Annotated in this window: 15 protein-coding genes; 6 read left to right on the forward strand and 9 right to left on the reverse strand. The window is 34.3% G+C overall.

Annotated features, from left to right (window positions below; translation table 11 throughout):
- Window positions 1-10: 10 nt before the first annotated feature.
- The 4 genes from gldD to mutY form a co-directional block, all read right to left on the reverse strand.
- The gene (gldD, locus tag NNL09_RS05980) at window positions 11-583 is read right to left on the reverse strand and encodes a gliding motility lipoprotein GldD (protein ID WP_025664474.1); all 573 of its coding nucleotides are present in this window, start codon (window positions 581-583) and stop codon (window positions 11-13) included.
- On the reverse strand, window positions 564-1,895 hold the full coding sequence (locus NNL09_RS05985) for a gliding motility-associated protein GldE (protein WP_231389220.1): 1,332 nt from the start codon (window positions 1,893-1,895) through the stop codon (window positions 564-566). Before NNL09_RS05985 ends, gldD begins: the two co-directional genes overlap by 20 nt.
- Window positions 1,896-1,919: 24 nt before the next feature.
- On the reverse strand, window positions 1,920-2,381 hold the full coding sequence (locus tag NNL09_RS05990) for a single-stranded DNA-binding protein (RefSeq protein WP_025664476.1): 462 nt from the start codon (window positions 2,379-2,381) through the stop codon (window positions 1,920-1,922).
- Window positions 2,382-2,598: 217 nt separating this feature from the next.
- Window positions 2,599-3,657 (reverse strand): A/G-specific adenine glycosylase, encoded by a 1,059-nt coding sequence (mutY, locus tag NNL09_RS05995; protein ID WP_196909435.1) that lies wholly within the window; start codon window positions 3,655-3,657, stop codon window positions 2,599-2,601.
- A 130-nt stretch (window positions 3,658-3,787) separates the two neighbouring features.
- Here mutY and NNL09_RS06000 point away from each other — a divergent pair, with 130 nt between their 5' ends.
- Together NNL09_RS06000 and NNL09_RS06005 are read left to right on the forward strand one after the other, a co-directional pair.
- Window positions 3,788-4,078 carry an HU family DNA-binding protein gene (locus NNL09_RS06000; protein WP_024768281.1) on the forward strand — a complete coding sequence of 97 codons (291 nt, stop codon included), beginning with the start codon at window positions 3,788-3,790 and terminating at the stop codon, window positions 4,076-4,078.
- A 286-nt stretch (window positions 4,079-4,364) separates the two neighbouring features.
- Complete coding sequence (locus tag NNL09_RS06005) at window positions 4,365-5,903, forward strand: ribonuclease E/G (protein WP_025664478.1); 1,539 nt, start codon at window positions 4,365-4,367, stop codon at window positions 5,901-5,903.
- Window positions 5,904-6,276: 373 nt separating this feature from the next.
- Here the strand turns inward: NNL09_RS06005 and NNL09_RS06010 are convergent, their stop codons facing one another.
- The 5 genes from NNL09_RS06010 to NNL09_RS06030 all read right to left on the reverse strand — a co-directional run bounded on the left by NNL09_RS06010 (window position 6,277) and on the right by NNL09_RS06030 (window position 13,681).
- Window positions 6,277-7,956, reverse strand: coding sequence for an AraC family transcriptional regulator (locus NNL09_RS06010; RefSeq protein WP_196909436.1), 1,680 nt, complete (start codon window positions 7,954-7,956; stop codon window positions 6,277-6,279).
- Between the two features lie 151 nt (window positions 7,957-8,107).
- A complete protein-coding gene (locus tag NNL09_RS06015; RefSeq protein WP_196909437.1) occupies window positions 8,108-8,317 on the reverse strand; it encodes a hypothetical protein in 210 nt (69 codons plus the stop codon).
- Between the two features lie 123 nt (window positions 8,318-8,440).
- Window positions 8,441-10,150 (reverse strand): AraC family transcriptional regulator, encoded by a 1,710-nt coding sequence (locus NNL09_RS06020; protein ID WP_196909438.1) that lies wholly within the window; start codon window positions 10,148-10,150, stop codon window positions 8,441-8,443.
- Window positions 10,147-11,016: a thiopeptide-type bacteriocin biosynthesis protein gene (locus tag NNL09_RS06025; protein WP_196909439.1), complete on the reverse strand. Its 870-nt coding sequence runs from the start codon at window positions 11,014-11,016 to the stop codon at window positions 10,147-10,149. Before NNL09_RS06025 ends, NNL09_RS06020 begins: the two co-directional genes overlap by 4 nt.
- 379 nt (window positions 11,017-11,395) lie before the next feature.
- Window positions 11,396-13,681 carry a lantibiotic dehydratase family protein gene (locus NNL09_RS06030; protein ID WP_196909440.1) on the reverse strand — a complete coding sequence of 762 codons (2,286 nt, stop codon included), beginning with the start codon at window positions 13,679-13,681 and terminating at the stop codon, window positions 11,396-11,398.
- A gap of 372 nt (window positions 13,682-14,053) precedes the next feature.
- Between NNL09_RS06030 and NNL09_RS06035 the strand changes: the two genes are divergently transcribed.
- The 4 genes from NNL09_RS06035 to NNL09_RS06050 all read left to right on the forward strand — a co-directional run bounded on the left by NNL09_RS06035 (window position 14,054) and on the right by NNL09_RS06050 (window position 18,173).
- Complete coding sequence (locus tag NNL09_RS06035) at window positions 14,054-15,229, forward strand: HlyD family secretion protein (protein WP_196909441.1); 1,176 nt, start codon at window positions 14,054-14,056, stop codon at window positions 15,227-15,229.
- Between the two features lie 143 nt (window positions 15,230-15,372).
- Complete coding sequence (locus tag NNL09_RS06040; RefSeq protein WP_196909442.1) at window positions 15,373-17,556, forward strand: peptidase domain-containing ABC transporter; 2,184 nt, start codon at window positions 15,373-15,375, stop codon at window positions 17,554-17,556.
- An 80-nt stretch (window positions 17,557-17,636) separates the two neighbouring features.
- The gene (locus NNL09_RS06045; protein ID WP_025664488.1) at window positions 17,637-17,969 is read left to right on the forward strand and encodes a hypothetical protein; all 333 of its coding nucleotides are present in this window, start codon (window positions 17,637-17,639) and stop codon (window positions 17,967-17,969) included.
- Window positions 17,970-17,990: 21 nt separating this feature from the next.
- Window positions 17,991-18,173, forward strand: coding sequence for a hypothetical protein (locus tag NNL09_RS06050; RefSeq protein ID WP_025664489.1), 183 nt, complete (start codon window positions 17,991-17,993; stop codon window positions 18,171-18,173).
- Window positions 18,174-18,222: the final 49 nt, after the last annotated feature.

The raw sequence follows: 18,222 nt of genomic DNA on the forward strand, positions 1-18,222 counted from the left end.
TTGAAGTTTTTTACTCTTTCCAACGAAGCGTTTCCATAAAATACCTCATATCATTACGCAAATAATTCGCAGCAGGAAGTATCGAATCATAATTAGGTTTCACTTTAAAATACATAGAACCTACTATAAAATGCCGAATACTATCTGTGACATAAAACTGAGATGGAGAAGCTGCATCACCAGAAACCTCATAAAACATACCATATACTTTATTTTCTTCATTTGCATATGGTGTTTGTACGATCCCATCTGCTTTGATTACATGTTCCTGGGTAAGGTTTTGAGCATCTCTAAGTAACGAATCCAGATTATTGTTAATTTCATAATAAGAAATATACATCGTGGCTCTTAGTTTTTTATACTCCAGATTGTACCAGCAATTTTTATTTCTTCTCGCTCTACGAAGTTCCGAAAATTCGTTTTTTTCAAAAGAATAAGGACAAGGTAATACCAGCTCTTTATACTTGGGAGCAGGGTAACTTAAACGCAGCATCCCTTCTGGCTTAGGCAGTACTTCGCCCCCGCAAGAAAATAGCATACACACGCTGGTCACTATAAAAAATCTAACTATTTTCGTTTTCATTAATGGTTAATTTCACTTGTTTTATTCGCTTGTTATCCAACGATTCTATTTTAAAAGCATACTGATCTACTACAATAATTTCTCCACGTTTTGGGAAACTTCCAGAGATCTCCAGTAACAACCCTGCGATAGTTTCTGCATCCCCTTTCTTTTCTTCAAAAACCTCATTATCTTCCAGCTTCAGTACTTTATAAAAATCTTTTAAAGCTGTTCTTCCTTCAAAAACATAGTTTTGATCATCTAATTTTGAAAATATCAAATCTTCATCATCAAACTCATCACTAATATCTCCTACAATTTCTTCTATAATATCCTCGAGAGAAATCAAACCACTGGTTCCTCCATACTCATCTACAACTATAGCCAGGTGATTTTTTTTATTCTTAAAATCATTAAGTAAATCATCTAGTTTCTTATTCTCTGGCACAAAATAAGGAGCTCTTAACAGAGATATCCAATCAAAAGATGATGTATTAATATATGGCAATAAGTCTTTGACATACAGAATCCCAATTACATTATCGATACTATCTTCATATACCGGAATCCTGGAGTATTCTTTTTCGATAATCTCAGGAAGAATTTCCTGGTACTCAGCTTCACTATTTAATGCAAAAATATCCATCCGAGGGTGCATTACCTGCTTAGCATCTGTGTTTCCAAAAGACACAATACCCTCTAATATTTTCTTCTCTTCGTCTGTAGTATCCTTGTCTGAGGTTAATTCTAATGCCTGTGACAATTGATCTACACTTAAATTAGATTTCTGTTTTCCTAGTCGGTTATGAATCCCAACAGTGATGCTACGCATTGGCATACTAACCGGCGAAATGGCCCAATCCATAATTGCCAAAGGTCTTGCCATAAATTTGGCGAACTTCACCTTATTTCTACTGGCATATAGTTTGGGTAAAATTTCACCAAACAATAAAATCAAGAATGCTGCGACTCCCACCTCTACTATAAATCTCACATTAATCCAACCTAACCAAACATAATCAAGATTACTAAAATATATCTTACCCAAAGTATCAAAGAGCAACACTATCGCTATATTGATAAAATTATTTGCCACTAATATGGTAGCCAATAACTTCTTAGGATTATCTAGTAGTTTGGACACAATCCTAAGATTCTTAGACGCATTCTCTTCATCCTTAAGATCTGTGGGGGTTAAAGAAAACAGAGCTACTTCGCTACCCGATATTAATGCAGAAAAAATGAGCAGCACTACCAGTACAACCACATTAATAGTTTGCATAAAATCAAAAACAAATAGTGAAATAAATAACGGTTCAGGATCAGGGTCCAAATTATCTTTGTTTAGTTAGACATATCAGAACGGAAGATCATCATCTTCTGTTGCTGGTGAATTAGATGAAACTTCCTGCGAATTGCTTGTAGCAGGTGTATTCGTTTGAGGCGTATTCTGAGGTTTATGCTCAGAAGGCTGGTTCTCATTCTTAGGTGTAAGAAAAGTAAAATCTGTACATTGTATTTCTGTACTATACCTGTCTTTTCCTTGCTCATCTTGCCACTTTCTGGTTTTAAGGCGGCCTTCAATATATACTTTATCTCCCTTATTAAGGTATTTCTCACAAATTTCTGCAGCTTTATTTCTAACCACGATATTGTGCCACTCTGTAGTGTTTACACGCTCTCCTGTGCTTTTATTCACATACGAATCATTAGTAGCAAGAGGAAATCTGCCTATGCAACTACCTCCTTCAAAATAATGCATCTTTACCTCATCACCCGTATGCCCTATAAGCATTACTTTATTTAGTGTTCCAGACATTTTAGTTTATGGTTTGTTGTTTTGGTTCATCATTGCAAAGAAATGACAAACTGTATTAAATAACGCTATCCTAATACTTCTTATTTTTCAAAGTAACTTCAAATAACTTTGTTTATAGTAAATGTAATAAAAAAATTAATATATAAATGATCTCCCGATGGTCTTAACTTAGGTTTTAGATCTTTTTAACCTGTTATACTTTGGGGCTCTAAATTCATCAGTTTTGCTGAAAAAAGGCATCTATAAAATTACCCAACAGAATAGGAACGGGATAAGTATGTATTTCTTCATAATCCACAATTTTTTGATTCTGGTTTATTTTTGAAGGCATATCTGATTTAACGATATAAAATCGGGTATATAAATGCTGGTGAGATAATTTATGCACAATAGCCTCTTTTTGATGTGGTATGATCTCATACTCTTTATCTTTTATCATTTCTCTAAAAACAGCATGAGATGCAATAGCATCTGCATCTACAGTATCACTTTCTATTAAAGGAAACTCATATAACCCTTTCCATATACCACTACCTACTCTTTGTTGGATGATCGTTTTCTTATCTTCTGTAAAAAACACCAAATAGTTAAAGTAGCGTTTTTTGATTTTTAGTTTTTTGATTTTGACTGGTAATATATCTACTTTTCCATTTTTCAAAGCTTCACAACTATCTTGTAGTGGACATACAATACAATACGGGCTTTTGGGCTTACACTGTAATGCTCCAAACTCCATAATTGCCTGATTATATTCTGCCGGTTCTTCATGATCCATTAAGGTTATCGCAAGCTCTTTAAATTCTTTTACTCCTTTTGTACTATTAATAGGAGTATCGATTCCAAAATACCGTGACAATACCCGATATACATTTCCGTCTACTACAGGAACCGCTTCGGCATAACATATAGAAGCTATAGCACTCGCTGTATAATCACCAACTCCTTTTAATTGTAAGAGACCTTTATATGTATCGGGAAAAACACCTTTTAAATCGTTTGCTACATATTTTGCAGTGGCATGCAGATTTCTGGCCCTGGAATAATATCCTAATCCCTGCCATAACTTTAACACTTCTTCTTCATTTGCATTTGCAAGATCAAATACCGTTGGAAAAGTTTCTGTAAACGATATATAATAAGGTAATCCTTGCGCCACTCTGGTCTGCTGAAGTATAATTTCACTGAGCCAAATATGATATGGATTTTTAGTTTCTCGCCATGGCATCGACCTTTTATTTTGTAAGTACCACGTAATGAGTTTTTTAGAAAATATCATAGTAAAATTATAAGTTTTGCAAAATTAAACGTTTAAAGATGAAAATATCATCTTAAGTATTGATATTTTGGATTTTAAATTCTTATATTTGCCCCCTTGAAAATTTAAAAACCCCTAAATAGGTAATATAATGACTAAAGCAGATATTGTAGCAAAAATTTCAGAAAAATTAGGAATAGAAAAAGGTGATGTTCAGGCAACGGTTGAAACCTTTATGGAAGAGGTAAAAAGTTCACTAGAGAGTGGAGATAATGTATACCTTAGAGGATTTGGTAGTTTTATAATCAAAACCAGAGCAGAGAAAACAGGCCGTAATATTTCTAAAAATACTACGATCAAAATTCCTGCACACAATATACCTGCGTTTAAACCTGCAAAAGTATTTGTAGAAGGTGTAAAAACTAACGTAGAAGTAAAATAAATAATTTATAAATATAAAACAGTACACACTATGCCAAGTGGTAAAAAACGTAAAAGACACAAGGTAGCTACGCACAAGCGTAAAAAAAGAAGAAGAGCCAACCGCCATAAGAAAAAGTAGTTTCTAACTACTTTTTTCATTTAAAAAGTTAAGTTCTTTGAAATCGAAATAAGACATACTACCCCACTACCGGTATCTTTGTTTTATTTCAACGGAATTGTAAAAATTCCTGTGAAAAAATTGTTTAATCCATCTCGATAATTATCGGGATAAAAATCTAATCAGAGTGAACAAAGAATTGATCATTAGGTCAGGTTCCTCTACGGATTTTGCCTTATTAAAGGATGGAAAACTAATTGAATTACATAAGGAAGAAGACGACAGTGATTTTTCGGTGGGTGATATTTTTATTGCCAAAATCCGTAAATCTGTCCCAGGTCTAAATGCCGCATTTGTTAATGTAGGCTATGAAAAAGATGCGTTTTTGCATTACCACGACCTTGGCCCTCAAGTATCTTCTTTACTTAAATTCATAAAACGTGTAAGCACAGGTAAATTAAAAAATTATTCTCTTAAGGATTTTCCTTTCGAGAACGATATTGATAAACACGGTACTATTACCAATGTGTTAAAATCAAATCAATCACTATTAGTACAGATAGTAAAGGAACCGATATCTACCAAAGGCCCTCGAATTAGCTCAGAGCTTTCGATTGCTGGTAGATATATTGTTTTAGTTCCTTTTTCGAATCGAATTTCTATTTCTCAAAAAATAGAATCCTCAGAAGAAAAAGAACGTTTAAAAAGGCTTGTAAAAAGTATTAAGCCAAAAGGTTTCGGAATTATTGTACGTACAGTAGCAGAAGGCAAAAAAGTAGCAGAACTAGACAAAGATTTAGAAAATCTAATGGGACGATGGCAAAGCATGTGTAAAAAATTGCACAAAGCTCATCACCCTTCAAAAGTACTAGGTGAAATGAATAGAGCATCTTCTATATTAAGAGATGTATTTAATGACACTTTTACTTCTATTGTTGTAGATGATGAAGATCTCTGCAACCAAATCAAAGAGTATCTGCAAGAAATTGCTCCAAAAAAAGAATCAATTGTAAAACTTCATAATCCCAAAATACCAATTTTCGAAAAATATGGTATTGAACGGCAAATCAAAACAAGTTTTGGCAAGACGGTGTCTATGAGTAAGGGTGCTTATTTGGTTATAGAGCATACAGAAGCGATGCATGTAATCGATGTAAATAGCGGTAACCGATCTAATAAAGCCAAAAACCAAGAAGATACTGCACTAGAGGTAAACCTGATTAGTGCAGCTGAAGTAGCCCGCCAACTGCGTCTTAGAGATATGGGAGGTATTATTGTAGTCGATTTTATCGATATGAATAATGCAGATAACCGTAGAACCCTCTTCAATCAATTACGAGAAGAGATGAAAGACGATAGGGCGAAGCATAAAATTTTACCGCCAAGTAAATTTGGCCTGATTCAAATCACGCGACAGCGTGTTCGACCAGAAATGAATATCAAAACCCGTGAGGATGATCCCAACGGAATAAATGGCGAAGTTGAGGCGCCTATAGTATTGGTAGAAAAAATAAAAGTCGAATTAGAAAAATTAATTAAAAAAGAGCATAAAAAGATAACGCTAAGTGCGCATCCTTTTATCGCAGCTTTTTTAACCAAAGGATTTCCATCCACCCGATCAAAATGGTATTTTAACCATAAACGATGGGTAAAGATTGTACCTAGAGACGCTTACACGTATTTAGAATATCATTTTCACGATAAAAATGGTGAATTGATAAAATAAAATTAAACCCGGCCTGATAACAGCGCCGGGTTTTTTGTTTTTAAATGATAATCATGTCGTTATCATAGCGATCTGTCATTCCAGCGTAGGCTGGAATCCATAATCACGTACTACACAATATAGATTCCGGATCAAGTCCGGAATGACAAAGATGATGGATTCTAGAGTAGATTAAAATAATAGGCAAGTATTTAATACATCCTAACTCACAATAACTTCTCGATACACCACGCCCAAAAGCGTGGCACTCGAAGGGACATTACATTTTAATTAAAGTTATCGTGTCATTCCAGCGTAGGCTGGAATCCATAATCACGTACTACGCAATGTAGATTCCGGATCAAGTCCGGAATGACAAGATCACTCCAAAATCTCACTCCTCCAGCTTTTTTATGAAATACGAGGGGTATATCCCCGTTTTTTTGTAGAACGTTTTAGAAAACGCCTCTGCGGTATTAAAACCGACCTCTTGCGCAATAGCTTTAATCGTATATTTCCTGAATTTTGAATCCGACTGTAGTTTCTCTACTACAAAATCGATACGCAGGTCGTTGATGTATTGGCTTAATGTCTTTTGCTTATAGGTATTAACCACCAATGACAAATAGCTGGAGTTAGACCCAAAGCTTTTGGCCAGGTCTTTAGAATTAATATTAGAAGCAAGGTATTTCTGGTTTTTCTCAAACTCTTCTAAATGCGCCAGCAGTTGCTCTAAGGTATCGGGGCTTATGGTAGTGATCCCGGTTTTATCTTTAGGTGAGGGTACTGGTATAGTTTCTTGTGGTGTATTGGTGTTGAGTAGTTGCAAAAATCGTTTTTTATAACGGCGTTGGTTATAGTAATAATACCCCACTCCTCCAAGGCTTAGTATCAACAAAGAAGATACAACCAGAATTTGAGTAGCACTGCTACTCTTTTCTGCTTCTAAGGAGGCAATAATTTCTTCTTTATCCCGAAGCAGATTCGGGATATCATAATCTTTGGTGATTTTTTTATTTAAGCTTTTATATCTTTTATCTAAAAGACTATCTACTTTAATTAGTTGATTGATATAATATAATTGCTCATTTTTATTATTTATTGATTTATAATAATCAATCAACATAGTATAGCTCTCTCTCATTTCTTTACAAGCAAAATTTGAACGTTTGTATGATTGATTGATTTTGAGTAAAAAATCCAAATATTTTTCTTTATTATCAAATTCTTTATACAGTTTAGCCAAATGTAAATACGCAATGACTAATATTTCTTCATCTCTTGGTTTAAGCTCTTCAAAAAAAACCAATGCTTTATTGATACTATCTAATGAAGCCTGATACTGTTGTTTATAGAATAAGTTGATCCCTTCATTCAAAACAAAATAGTCATAAATGTCTATGCTATCTTTAAGGGATTCTTTTATACCTATTTTATTATAAAAAGTGGCAGAATCTTTATACTCTAATTTTCTATACGAATCGGCTAAATATAATATAGTTGCCAAATGCCCTATACCGCTTATATTATTTTTATCTTCATAATCTATGACCTCTTTAAACATTACTGCTGCCTCTTCAAGTTCTCCAGCTCTCTTTTTTAAACTAGCAATATTATGTTTAGTCAAATAATAAAAATTCATATTATTTGCTTTTTTAGAATATTTTAGAGCTGCAATATAACAATCAAGAGATTTATCGAAATCTCCTACTACCCTATATTCTCCGCCTTTAATAGAGTAAGGTACGGCAGGATATAGCCTGTCATTTAAGTCTTTACTTGCTGCAATAGAACTATCCAGGTATGCAATTTTTTCGGGGAATTTATTTTTATAAATAAACATTGCGGATTTATACGCTTTAGCTAGAGAAAGAGGATCATTTTTCTGTTTCGCTTTAATAAGTAATGTATTTGTGTAAATCTCGTATTTAACGGTATCGGGATAGTACTTATAACTTAAATTTTCAAGTTCATCAATACTCTTATCCTGTAACGAATCCGGGATTTGAAATTTTTGACCATACCCAAAAAATGAGAACAAGAAGGTAAACAGGGTAAGATATGTAGCTCGCATAATCGGTTTTGGTTCGCCTACCAAAAGTATTGAAATAATAGATAATCTCTAAAAAAATAATCGTCCTGGCTTAGATACGCCAGGACGATTATTTTTTACTACTTCTTGATGAACAAAATCAGTAATAATGTATTACAATTGTAACGTATGTTTATCTATATGCAACAAGGTCTTTAATATCTGTTTGATTACCGCATTGAGGAGGATATATACTTCGACAACCTGGCCCAGATTGATCACACCCATGTATACCTCCTGTTTCTATGTTACCAGCTTTTATCTGTGATAATTTATGAGATGTTAATAAGGTAATGTTTAGTTTTTTTAATCCCAGCTTCTTTGTTTGATGTTGATTTTTCATGAGTTTTTATGTTTTGAGTTCAAAACAAATGTAAGGGATAACCTTAAAAAAATAAGGCAAAAAAAGGAAGTACCAGTCTGTATTCTAAGAAATCAGACTTTTAAAAAACTAAAAACCAACACTTTATCTATTTTCCTTTTCAAGCTGCTTGATAAAGTAAGAAGGGTAAATTCCCGTCTTTTTGTAGAAAGATTTAGAAAAAGCTTCAGTAGTATTAAATCCAATTTCGCGAGAAATCGCCTTGATGGTATATAATCTAAATTTAGATTCGCGCTTTAGTTTTTCGATTACATAGTCAATACGCAATTCATTAATATACACACTAAAACTTTTTTGCTTATAGGTATTAATGATCTTAGATAAGTATTTAGAATTGGTCTGTAGTTTTTTGGCCAATTCCCCGGTAGTAATATTAGTCGATAAATAGCCTTGTTTATCTTCAAACTTTTGCAAGCCCTCTAAGACTGCGTTTACAATATCCTCAGAAATCCCTATCGCTTCTGGTGTGGCAGGATGCTTATCCGATACTTCTTTCTGGATTGCAGTATCAAGGATTGGTACCTGCATCAATTCTTTAAAACGTTTTCTATACCTCACATTTTTGGTATAGATCACAGCCACAATAATGATTAGCACTATAGCAAAAATAACAGCAATAATAAATTTTATACTGGTCTTTTTCTCCTTTTGTTCTAGAGCATCAATTAGATTTTGCTTTTCTTCTAATAGTTTTGGAGTATCATATTCTAATACGATCTTTTTACTCAGGTTTTTATAATTGGTATCCAGGATACTATCTACAGTAAATAATTTATCAATATAGTATAGCTGCTTATTTTTATCATCTATCGATTTATAATAATCAATCAATAGTTCATACCCCTCTCGCATTTCCATAGAAACAAACCCCGAACGCTCATAAGATTGATTAATTTTTAATAAATACTCCAGGTACTTTTCGTTTTCACCAAATTCTTTATAGAGTTTTGCCAGATGTATATAAGCATTAACCAATGACTCCTCTACTCTTGGCTTATATTTCTCAATAAACGGTAGTGCTTTATAAATACTATCTAGTGACCTCTGATACTGTTGTTTATAGAATAAATTAATACCTTCATTCAGTACAAAAAAAGGGTAAATATCTAAACTATCTTTAAGTGATTCTTGTATTCCTTTAGTATTATAAAAAGTAGCAGAATCTCTATATTCTAATTTTCTATACGAATCTGCTAAATGTAATATAGTTGCTAAATGCCCTTTTCCACCTATATTATTACCTTCTTCATAGTCTATGACCTCTTTAAAGATTTTAGCTGCATCATCAAGTTCTCCAATTTCTCTTTTTATACTACCAATATTGTGTTTGGTTAAATAATAAAAGTTTTTATTATTGGATGCGCTGGAATATTTTAAAGCAGCCAAATAATTATCTAGTGCCTTATCATAATTTCCTATTTCTTTATATATACCACCTTTTATAGAATAAGAAATCGCAGGAAATCTTTTATGATTTAAGTTTTTACTAAATGCAATTGAACTATCTAAATTCGTTAATCTAACAGGAAAGTTCTTACTATTATTATAAGATACTAGTTGATACCCTTTCGCCAATGCTAAGGAATCGTTTTTCAGTTTTGCTTTGGCAAGGAAAGTATTCGAATAAATTTCATATTTGAGAGTATCGCGATAGTATTGATAACTTAATTCTTCAACCTCATCAAATGTTTTATTCTTTAACGAATCCGGGATGGTAAATGCAGTTGTCTCCTGGGCAATCCCTGGGATCATATATAAAAAAAAGATACTAACGATAAGTACTCGTTTTTTCATGATACAGTATAGCTTACTTTTGTTTTTTGATATCGTACTAAAAAATCATAACACACCAACTCATAAAATCGTTGTTTGGATCTAAAGGCTCGGTTTACCAGCATATGTATATAACTGCTTAGCAAATCGTCTAATGGCATTTCTAATTGCTTATTTTGCTGTGCTTCCATAATCTTTTGTACAATTTCTAACGATTGTTTTGCTTTGTGATCCAGTAAATCATCTAAGATTTTATAGTCTTCCTGCATAGAAGTTGTCTCTAAAAAAGAAGAAAGCTTGCTTTTTAACCCCCTATATTTTTTATCTAATTGTTTATTTAATCCTTTATCAGCATGAAATTCTCGTTTAAATCCCAGGCTGTTTCGGGTTACCAACTCTAATTTTTGTTGTTGCTCATAACCAAAACTGTTTAATAACCTATCGATCGCTTTTACTACAAATAAAAAGTACAATTCCTCATCTTCGATCAACGCTATGGCATCCAACAGCATGGCACTATCATAAAAAAACAAGGTTTCTGAGGCATCTATAGTATTTGTACCATAACGTTCTAATTCTCGTATATAGGTATCGGTTTGTAGTTTATATACTACCCGCTGTTCTACATAATGTTGCATCGCAGCATTAATCTGCAGGATCACGGTCCCTATTGCGCGTATATCGGGTAAACGAAATCGTATCCTGATATGAAAATCGGGGTCTCCGTACCGTATAAAAAACCAGGAATCGATTAGTCCTTGTTCTAATAATTGCGCTGTGAGTGGTTTTATAGTTTCGGTAAGGATGACATCAGACGTACGGGCACCACAATATATTTTATAATATAGCCATTCATCCCCCAGTATATATGTTCTTTTTGTACTCATGTAGTATCCCCCTTGTTTTGTGTTTTTATTATTTTGCTATTGTCCCAAATACATCTCGACACAGTCTTCTATCGCCTGATTATCTTTGACTCATTTCATTAATTCATTAATTTTTAACCGTATTGTCATGCTGAGCTTGTCGAAGCAAATTATAGCTGAAAAGCCCTTCGACAAGCTCAGGGTGACATACAAGATAAAATGGTATTGATCGTCTTGGTTTTAACATTTCAATTCAATTGTGGATCCCAGCCTGCGCTGGGATGACAAAGTCATTTGAATTATTGTTCTTTATACTTTTTCTTTTCAACATCCTTTCTCAATTATGGATCCCAGCCTACGCTGGGATGACAAATTACTAGGATGACAACAATGATCTTAATCACACCTCAACTGCTTTTAATGCTTCGGTGTTCTTTCTTGCCTGCTCTAATTTTTCTTTATTATACAACGAGATTACAAACTGGTTGGTATAACTCATACCTTCTTGCTGCACAATACCTTTTTGCTCACTAGACTGTCCTTCTTCTGCAAATAAAAACTCTTCTAATACACATGTTTTTTTATTTTTTATGGTATCTAACCACATATTTATCGAGTTCGTATTCTCCATATGGATCAGCAAAGTATTATCCCCATCGATCAATTGTACCATCTTGGGTATATTGTGTTTTGCCCTCCAGGCGGTTATCATTGCGATCCTATCGTTTTCACTATTCTCTTTTAGAAAAGGCAAATCGGCCATAGTGATCTTCCATCGGGCTTTTGCCAATATAAACTCTTTATATACCACTCTAGGTAAAAAAGTATGCTTCTCTAACGCTTCTCCCCAATAAAACCCAAGGCCTGGTCGACCGCCTTGCTTTTGTACATCACATAAGAAATGATATACCGGCAATGCATTAGCACTATAATTATGGGCATTGGTCAAACGAGGGATAATTTCTTTATTAAGTGTTTTAGAGCGTAGTATAATACGACCATATTGCACCGATATCATTAGATCTGATATGGCAACCTGCTGCTCTATAGGTACATTAGATTTTCCTAAATACGGGATTTCATACTCACGTATGGTTGCCCTGCGAATTACATTACCCGTCCTGGATTCTGGTAAATGAACAACTTCGGCCAGGATCTGGTTTTGATACATTTCTTGTTCTACAGCTGCAATACCTTGTACGTGTTTTAAAATATCCTCATTTCCGGTAGAAAACCGTCCTAACAGATTCGCCGCAGAGGACCCTCCTACAGAAGAAAATATCATCTTTTCTTCACCATCAACCCTTGCAATTTGAGCAATCGTAGACATGGTATCGGGCAAATCGTTCCAGTCTAATTCGAGATGTTCAACATCCTTATCTTCGAGCGATAGCGTATATTGGTTTTCTTTATGTATATGTTGTAATTTCTTATTTAGAATTTCCTGTACCGGGGTCCAGTGCATTTCTTGTTTGGAAGCTGGTTTGGAAGGGATATACAGATCGTCTAAAAAAGAAGTAGAGTCATTAGCACTCTGATGCTGCAGGTATCCAATACCTACCTCGGTATCTAAAGCAGTAGCCAGGGGAATTTCCTGAGTTTCGTATCGCTTTGTAAATGCATCTTTAAACCGTTGCAAGTGGGTTTCTGATGAAGCGCTATTCATTCTGTTTAACAGCTCTAGTGCTCGCGTTAGCTTATACCCCCATCGTATATTTAATTGATTAGACTGTGCCTGAGTATACATATCGGTCTGAAAAAGATATTTTAACTCAAAAGGCGTTTCTAGTTTCGCTACTCGCTCACTAAGTTTTAGGTATTCGCCAGATCCATTACCCAGTTTCTGATCTATTTGTTCCAGAAATTTTTTATAGTAATCAATTTCTGTTAGTATAGCATCAGTACCTTCTATCTCACTCAAACAGGTTTCTAACTGTTCTAAAAAATCATCCCCGGTTACAGAGGGTTCTATTTCGCTCACCAGGATTTGATTGTCTATCAATTCGTCTATAAATTCTGAAGCTTCTTCGTGTGTAATTTCGTCATCAACCAGTAGAGAAGCTAATTCTTTTATTTTTTTACCAGTCCTGGCGCTCTCGATTATAGCTTCAAGATACTCTGCATAGGCCACTGCCTCAATAGAATGTTCTCGTCGATTATATTGATTATACTTATATTCTATATATCGATATTGATCTCCGATTTTATACAGGCTATTATTAGTATACCACAATAGTTGTTTTTTGATGACTTCTTCTTTGGCCATCTTTTGTGAGAATGCTACCAAAAAGTTCATATCAAATCGCGTTTGTCTTTGATGAGTATCATAATTAGACAATTCTATTGCTGTAGTCTTACCAAAGGTTCCTATACTACAACCAGCAAATAATCCAAAGGGAGTACAACGCGAACTCATCCTGGATAAATATTTTAACAAAGATGATTCTAATCGTTTCTTCTTTTTAACATCTTCGAGTTGCCCCGACAACCATTTCTCGATTTCAGAAAATAACTCTGGTGATGCCAGAAAAATAGCTTCTCTAATACTGTCATTTTTCCAGACATCTTTAAACATTTCTACAGGGATGTCCTTCTCTTTGGTAAGGTTATGATAAAAATCTAATGGTAAAAGGGGAGTTCTTAGACAAAACTGATCAAAGAAGGTATATGGATTTTTTAGTTTCAAGAGGTGTTGGTATTATTCTATACTTATTTAACAGGATATAAATATACTATTTTCTGTTTTAAGATTTCTTTTAGATAATTATAACAAAACTATATGATAATCAACCGATTACCATTTTAAACTAAAGGTCTGCATTCTGCGAATTCCGTGTTTGTTTTCAGGAATCACGACTTCTTTCCCTTGTTTTTGGGGCTTTATCAAGGGTATATTTGATCAAATCAAAAAACGTAGCAGTCGCTTTAGTTTCACTCAAAAAAATCAAAACTTATGATACATGTACTGATCAATTTCATTTCACAATTCACCACTTTTCTGATGGATCATTTTATCATTATGTATCAATCCATTGTTAACGTTTAAAGAATATCCAGCATGAAACAGTTATTTCCAAAAGAAATTATAGAAAACACCATAGAGGTACATCAGTTTGAGCATAGTAGCAGAAGTAAAATGATCTACACAACAATATTGGTTGCTTTTGTCATTGCATTAGCCCTTTTGCCATTTATCAAGATCGATATCTATACCACAGCAAGAGGAATGTTAAGACCTAGTAAAGAACGTATTGCTATTACTCCGCTTCAATCGGGTAAAGTTGTTTTTGTAAATATGATTGATAATCAAAAAGTAAATAAAGGGGATACCTTGCTTATGACCAATACGTCAGTCGTAAAGGAACAAATCACCCGATCCTCGACACAGATTAAAGAGACCGAGCAGTTTATTACAGATTGTGAATATCTGATCAATACGGCTAAGCCGAAATTTAACAACATACAATCGGCACGTTACCAAAAAGAATATTTGTACTTCACTCAAAAAATACAAGAGCTAAAAACCCGATTTGAAAAAACAAAAATCGATTACCTGCGTAACCAAAAACTGTATAAAAAAGGGGTGGTCGCCAAAGTCGATTATGAGAACAGTGCTTTTGAGCATCAACTGGCATCGAGTACACTGCAGCAATACCGAAAACAACAAAAAAATAACTGGCAGGCTACAGTAACAGAGTACCACAACACCATAAGAGAATTAAAAGGTGGATTAACACAACTAAAACAGAATCAAAAAGAACTGTTGATTACAGCACCAATTGACGGAATTCTTAAAAATGTTTTAGGTATCGAGCCAGGTAGTCTAATCGCAGGAGGACTAACTATTGCCGAAATATCTCCCGATACGGGACTGGTTGCAGAATGTTACCTCTCGCCATCGGATATAGGATTAGTGAGTCGAAATAAATCGGTGAATTTTCAGATCGATGCTTTTAACTATAACCAATGGGGACTAGCTACCGGAAAAATTCTGGAGATCAGTAAAGATGTAGACATCATTAATGAACGACCTGTTTTTAAAGTACGCTGTGCAATCGACCAAGGCCATCTCGAACTTAAAAATGGTTTTAAAGGAAGTTTCAACAAAGGGATGACGCTAAGCGCACGATTTCAACTTACGCAACGTACCCTGTATGAATTACTTTATGACAAAGTAGATGATTGGCTTAACCCATCGAGTCCCACTATAGCAGAAGCAGTATATGCTAAATAATGATTACTGAATATTGAAAAAATGAATATGGAAATGATAAGTAAAAAAACCTGTTACACTCTTTAAAAACAAAGTTTTGTAAGTGAGACAGAAGATATATAAGTCTCAACACTCACTACTCTTATCTCAATACTAAATAAATTATGGCTAAAACAAAAATAAAACAACACGATATCACTGATTGCGGTGCGGCTTGCCTGGCATCAATTTCGGCACATTATAAATTGCAACTGCCAATCGCACGTATTCGACAGTTTGCAAGTACCGATAAAAAAGGAACCAATGTATTGGGATTAATCGAAGCTGCCGATAAACTCGGGTTTGAAGCCAAAGGAGTACGTGGGGATCTGGACAGTTTGTTTAAAATCCCTAAACCTGCCATCGCTCATGTAATCGTGAATGAGAAATTACATCATTATGTAGTGATCTACGAAGTGACTAAAGAACACATCAAAATAATGGATCCGGGAGATGGCAGGTTTCATAAAAAAAACCATGAAGAGTTTAACAAAGAATGGACAGGCGTATTGGTATTACTACTACCAAAAGAAGATTTTACAACAGGTAACGAAAAAGTATCGGTTTATAAACGATTCTGGTTTTTGTTAAGACCTCATAAAGGAGTATTGATACAGGCATTTGTTGGAGCGATCATCTTTACATTATTAGGGTTCTCTACCTCGATATACATCCAAAAACTTACCGATCATGTTTTTATGGGTACCAGTACCAAACTACTTAATCTGTTAGGAATCGTTATGGTCACATTATTACTTCTAAAACTAATAGTAGGAGCATACAAAGATGTTTTCCTGATCAAAACCGGGCAACAGATCGATTCGCGACTGATTCTTGGGTACTATAAACACCTGTTAAAACTACCTCAACAATTTTTTGATACCATGCGGGTGGGAGAGATCATCTCCCGAATCAATGATGCCGTAAAAATCAGAAACTTTATCAATGGGGTAGCTTTAAACTTAACGGTTAATATCCTAATCCTGGTGTTCTCTTTTGGATTGATGTTTACCTACTATTGGAAACTAGCACTGATCATGCTGGCAATTATCCCAATTTATGCAATCATATATATAATCACCAATAAGCTGAATAAGCGCACAGAACGAGGGATTATGGAAAAATCTGCAGATCTTGAAAGCCAGTTGGTAGAATCTCTAAATGCTGTAGGAACTATCAAAAGATTTGGTCTTGAAGGCTTTGCCAATATTAAAACAGAAACCCGCTTTATTGGGTTATTAAAAACAGGATACAAATCTGCATTAAACAGTGTGTTTTCTAACTCCAGTACCGGTACTATTGCACAATTATTTACCATCATCCTATTATGGAGTGGCTCTTTTTTTGTGATTCAAAAAGAAATTACTGCCGGAGAACTTATGGCCTTTTATGCCATTATAGGATATTTTACCAGCCCTGTTGCCAGTTTAATTAGTGCCAATAAGCAAATCCAAAATGCATTGATTGCTGCAGATCGTTTGTTTGAGATCATGGACCTGGAACGCGAAGAAGGTGAGCAGAAAATAAAACTCACAAAAGATAGCATTGGTGATATCAATTTCTCTAATGTAGGGTTTAGATATGGATCCAGAGTAGAAGTTTTTAAGGATTTTAATCTTGAGATTCAGACAGGAAAAATCACAGCCATTATCGGGGAGAGTGGTTCGGGAAAATCTACTCTGATGTCTCTACTACAAAATATTTATCCTATCCAGAAAGGGCAAATATCTATAGGAAATCAGGATCTGAAACACATCGAGAATGGTAGCCTTAGAGACCTGGTAAGTGTAGTGCCACAAAAAATAGATCTGTTCGCAGGTAATGTGATAGACAATATTGCAGTAGGAGAATTTGCTCCCGATGTAGAGCGTATTATGGAGGTATGTAAAGCCATAGGTATTCTTGAATTTATAGAAAATCTGCCCAATAGCTTTGCTACGTATCTGGGAGAAAACGGGGCTACCTTATCTGGAGGACAAAAACAACGTATTGCCATTGCCAGAGCATTGTATAAAAATCCTGAAGTATTGGTCCTGGACGAAGCTACCTCTTCACTAGATAGTACTTCAGAAAATTATATACAGAGAGCAGTACAAAGTTTGCGTGATCAGGATAAAACCATCATCATTATTGCCCACCGGTTAAGTACAGTGATTAATGCAGATAAAATTGTAGTACTCGAAAAAGGGAAAGTAGTAGAAGAAGGAAATCATGAAGTATTATATGCCCGACAGGAAAAATACTATGAACTATGGCAAAAACAAATGCCAGTAGTAGATCATATCCCTAAAATAAATGCTGTTGCATAACTAGAAGATGGTTCGGTAAAATTTAATTGATAATTATGTTTTTAAAATGCTAAAAAACTTTTTAATCTAAATATTTGGTTATGAAAAAAATAGAGCGTCAAATTGAAGTCATAGAACGATTAAATCGGTTGATACGATTAGGAAAAACGGGAACTCCTGATCAATTATCTGAAAAATTGGAAATCTCAAAAGCATCTTTGTTTCAGATTCTTGGAGTAATGAAACAACTTAATGCTCCTATTGTATTTGATATCACACTACAGAGTTATGTCTATGAAGAATCTGTAAACTTTACTTATGGTTTTTACACCCGTAAACTTTATGGAGAAGAAGTACTAGAGGTATCTTCTTATAATGCTCAAAGTATTATGATGCAAGTAGATTTTAAATACCCAAGCTTAAGAATAGTATAATAACATTTAAAGAATAAACTTATGAAAAATTATGATCCACAAAAAAACGAAAGCAACCTAACAGAACGTAAATTAGAAAACGATTTTTTACAACAAGAAATCAATGATCCAGAACTAAAACATGTGATATCTGATGTTATTTCCTACTCTGAAGAGTATGAAATCTATATAGATCATGATGATATGAACGATTGGATGTTGTAAAAGGATTACGCATCGATTTACAACATGCAATCACACCAATCATTAAACT

Origin of the sequence: Aquimarina sp. EL_43 (genome assembly GCF_943422735.1) — a bacterium.
GTDB classification, from domain to species: Bacteria; Bacteroidota; Bacteroidia; order Flavobacteriales; family Flavobacteriaceae; genus Aquimarina; species Aquimarina megaterium.

Excerpts from the sequence above, each read along its gene's own strand:
- NNL09_RS06015 (WP_196909437.1), bottom strand. The coding sequence starts at position 8,317 with ATGAAAAATCAACATCAAACAAAGAAGCTGGGATTAAAAAAACTAAAC.
- NNL09_RS06040 (WP_196909442.1), top strand. The coding sequence starts at position 15,373 with ATGGCTAAAACAAAAATAAAACAACACGATATCACTGATTGCGGTGCG.
- mutY (WP_196909435.1), bottom strand. The coding sequence starts at position 3,657 with ATGATATTTTCTAAAAAACTCATTACGTGGTACTTACAAAATAAAAGG.
- NNL09_RS06010 (WP_196909436.1), bottom strand. The coding sequence starts at position 7,956 with ATGCGAGCTACATATCTTACCCTGTTTACCTTCTTGTTCTCATTTTTT.
- gldD (WP_025664474.1), bottom strand. The coding sequence starts at position 583 with ATGAAAACGAAAATAGTTAGATTTTTTATAGTGACCAGCGTGTGTATG.
- NNL09_RS06020 (WP_196909438.1), bottom strand. The coding sequence starts at position 10,150 with ATGAAAAAACGAGTACTTATCGTTAGTATCTTTTTTTTATATATGATC.
- NNL09_RS06050 (WP_025664489.1), top strand. The coding sequence starts at position 17,991 with ATGAAAAATTATGATCCACAAAAAAACGAAAGCAACCTAACAGAACGT.
- NNL09_RS06000 (WP_024768281.1), top strand. The coding sequence starts at position 3,788 with ATGACTAAAGCAGATATTGTAGCAAAAATTTCAGAAAAATTAGGAATA.
- NNL09_RS05990 (WP_025664476.1), bottom strand. The coding sequence starts at position 2,381 with ATGTCTGGAACACTAAATAAAGTAATGCTTATAGGGCATACGGGTGAT.
- NNL09_RS06045 (WP_025664488.1), top strand. The coding sequence starts at position 17,637 with ATGAAAAAAATAGAGCGTCAAATTGAAGTCATAGAACGATTAAATCGG.
- NNL09_RS06035 (WP_196909441.1), top strand. The coding sequence starts at position 14,054 with ATGAAACAGTTATTTCCAAAAGAAATTATAGAAAACACCATAGAGGTA.
- NNL09_RS06025 (WP_196909439.1), bottom strand. The coding sequence starts at position 11,016 with ATGAGTACAAAAAGAACATATATACTGGGGGATGAATGGCTATATTAT.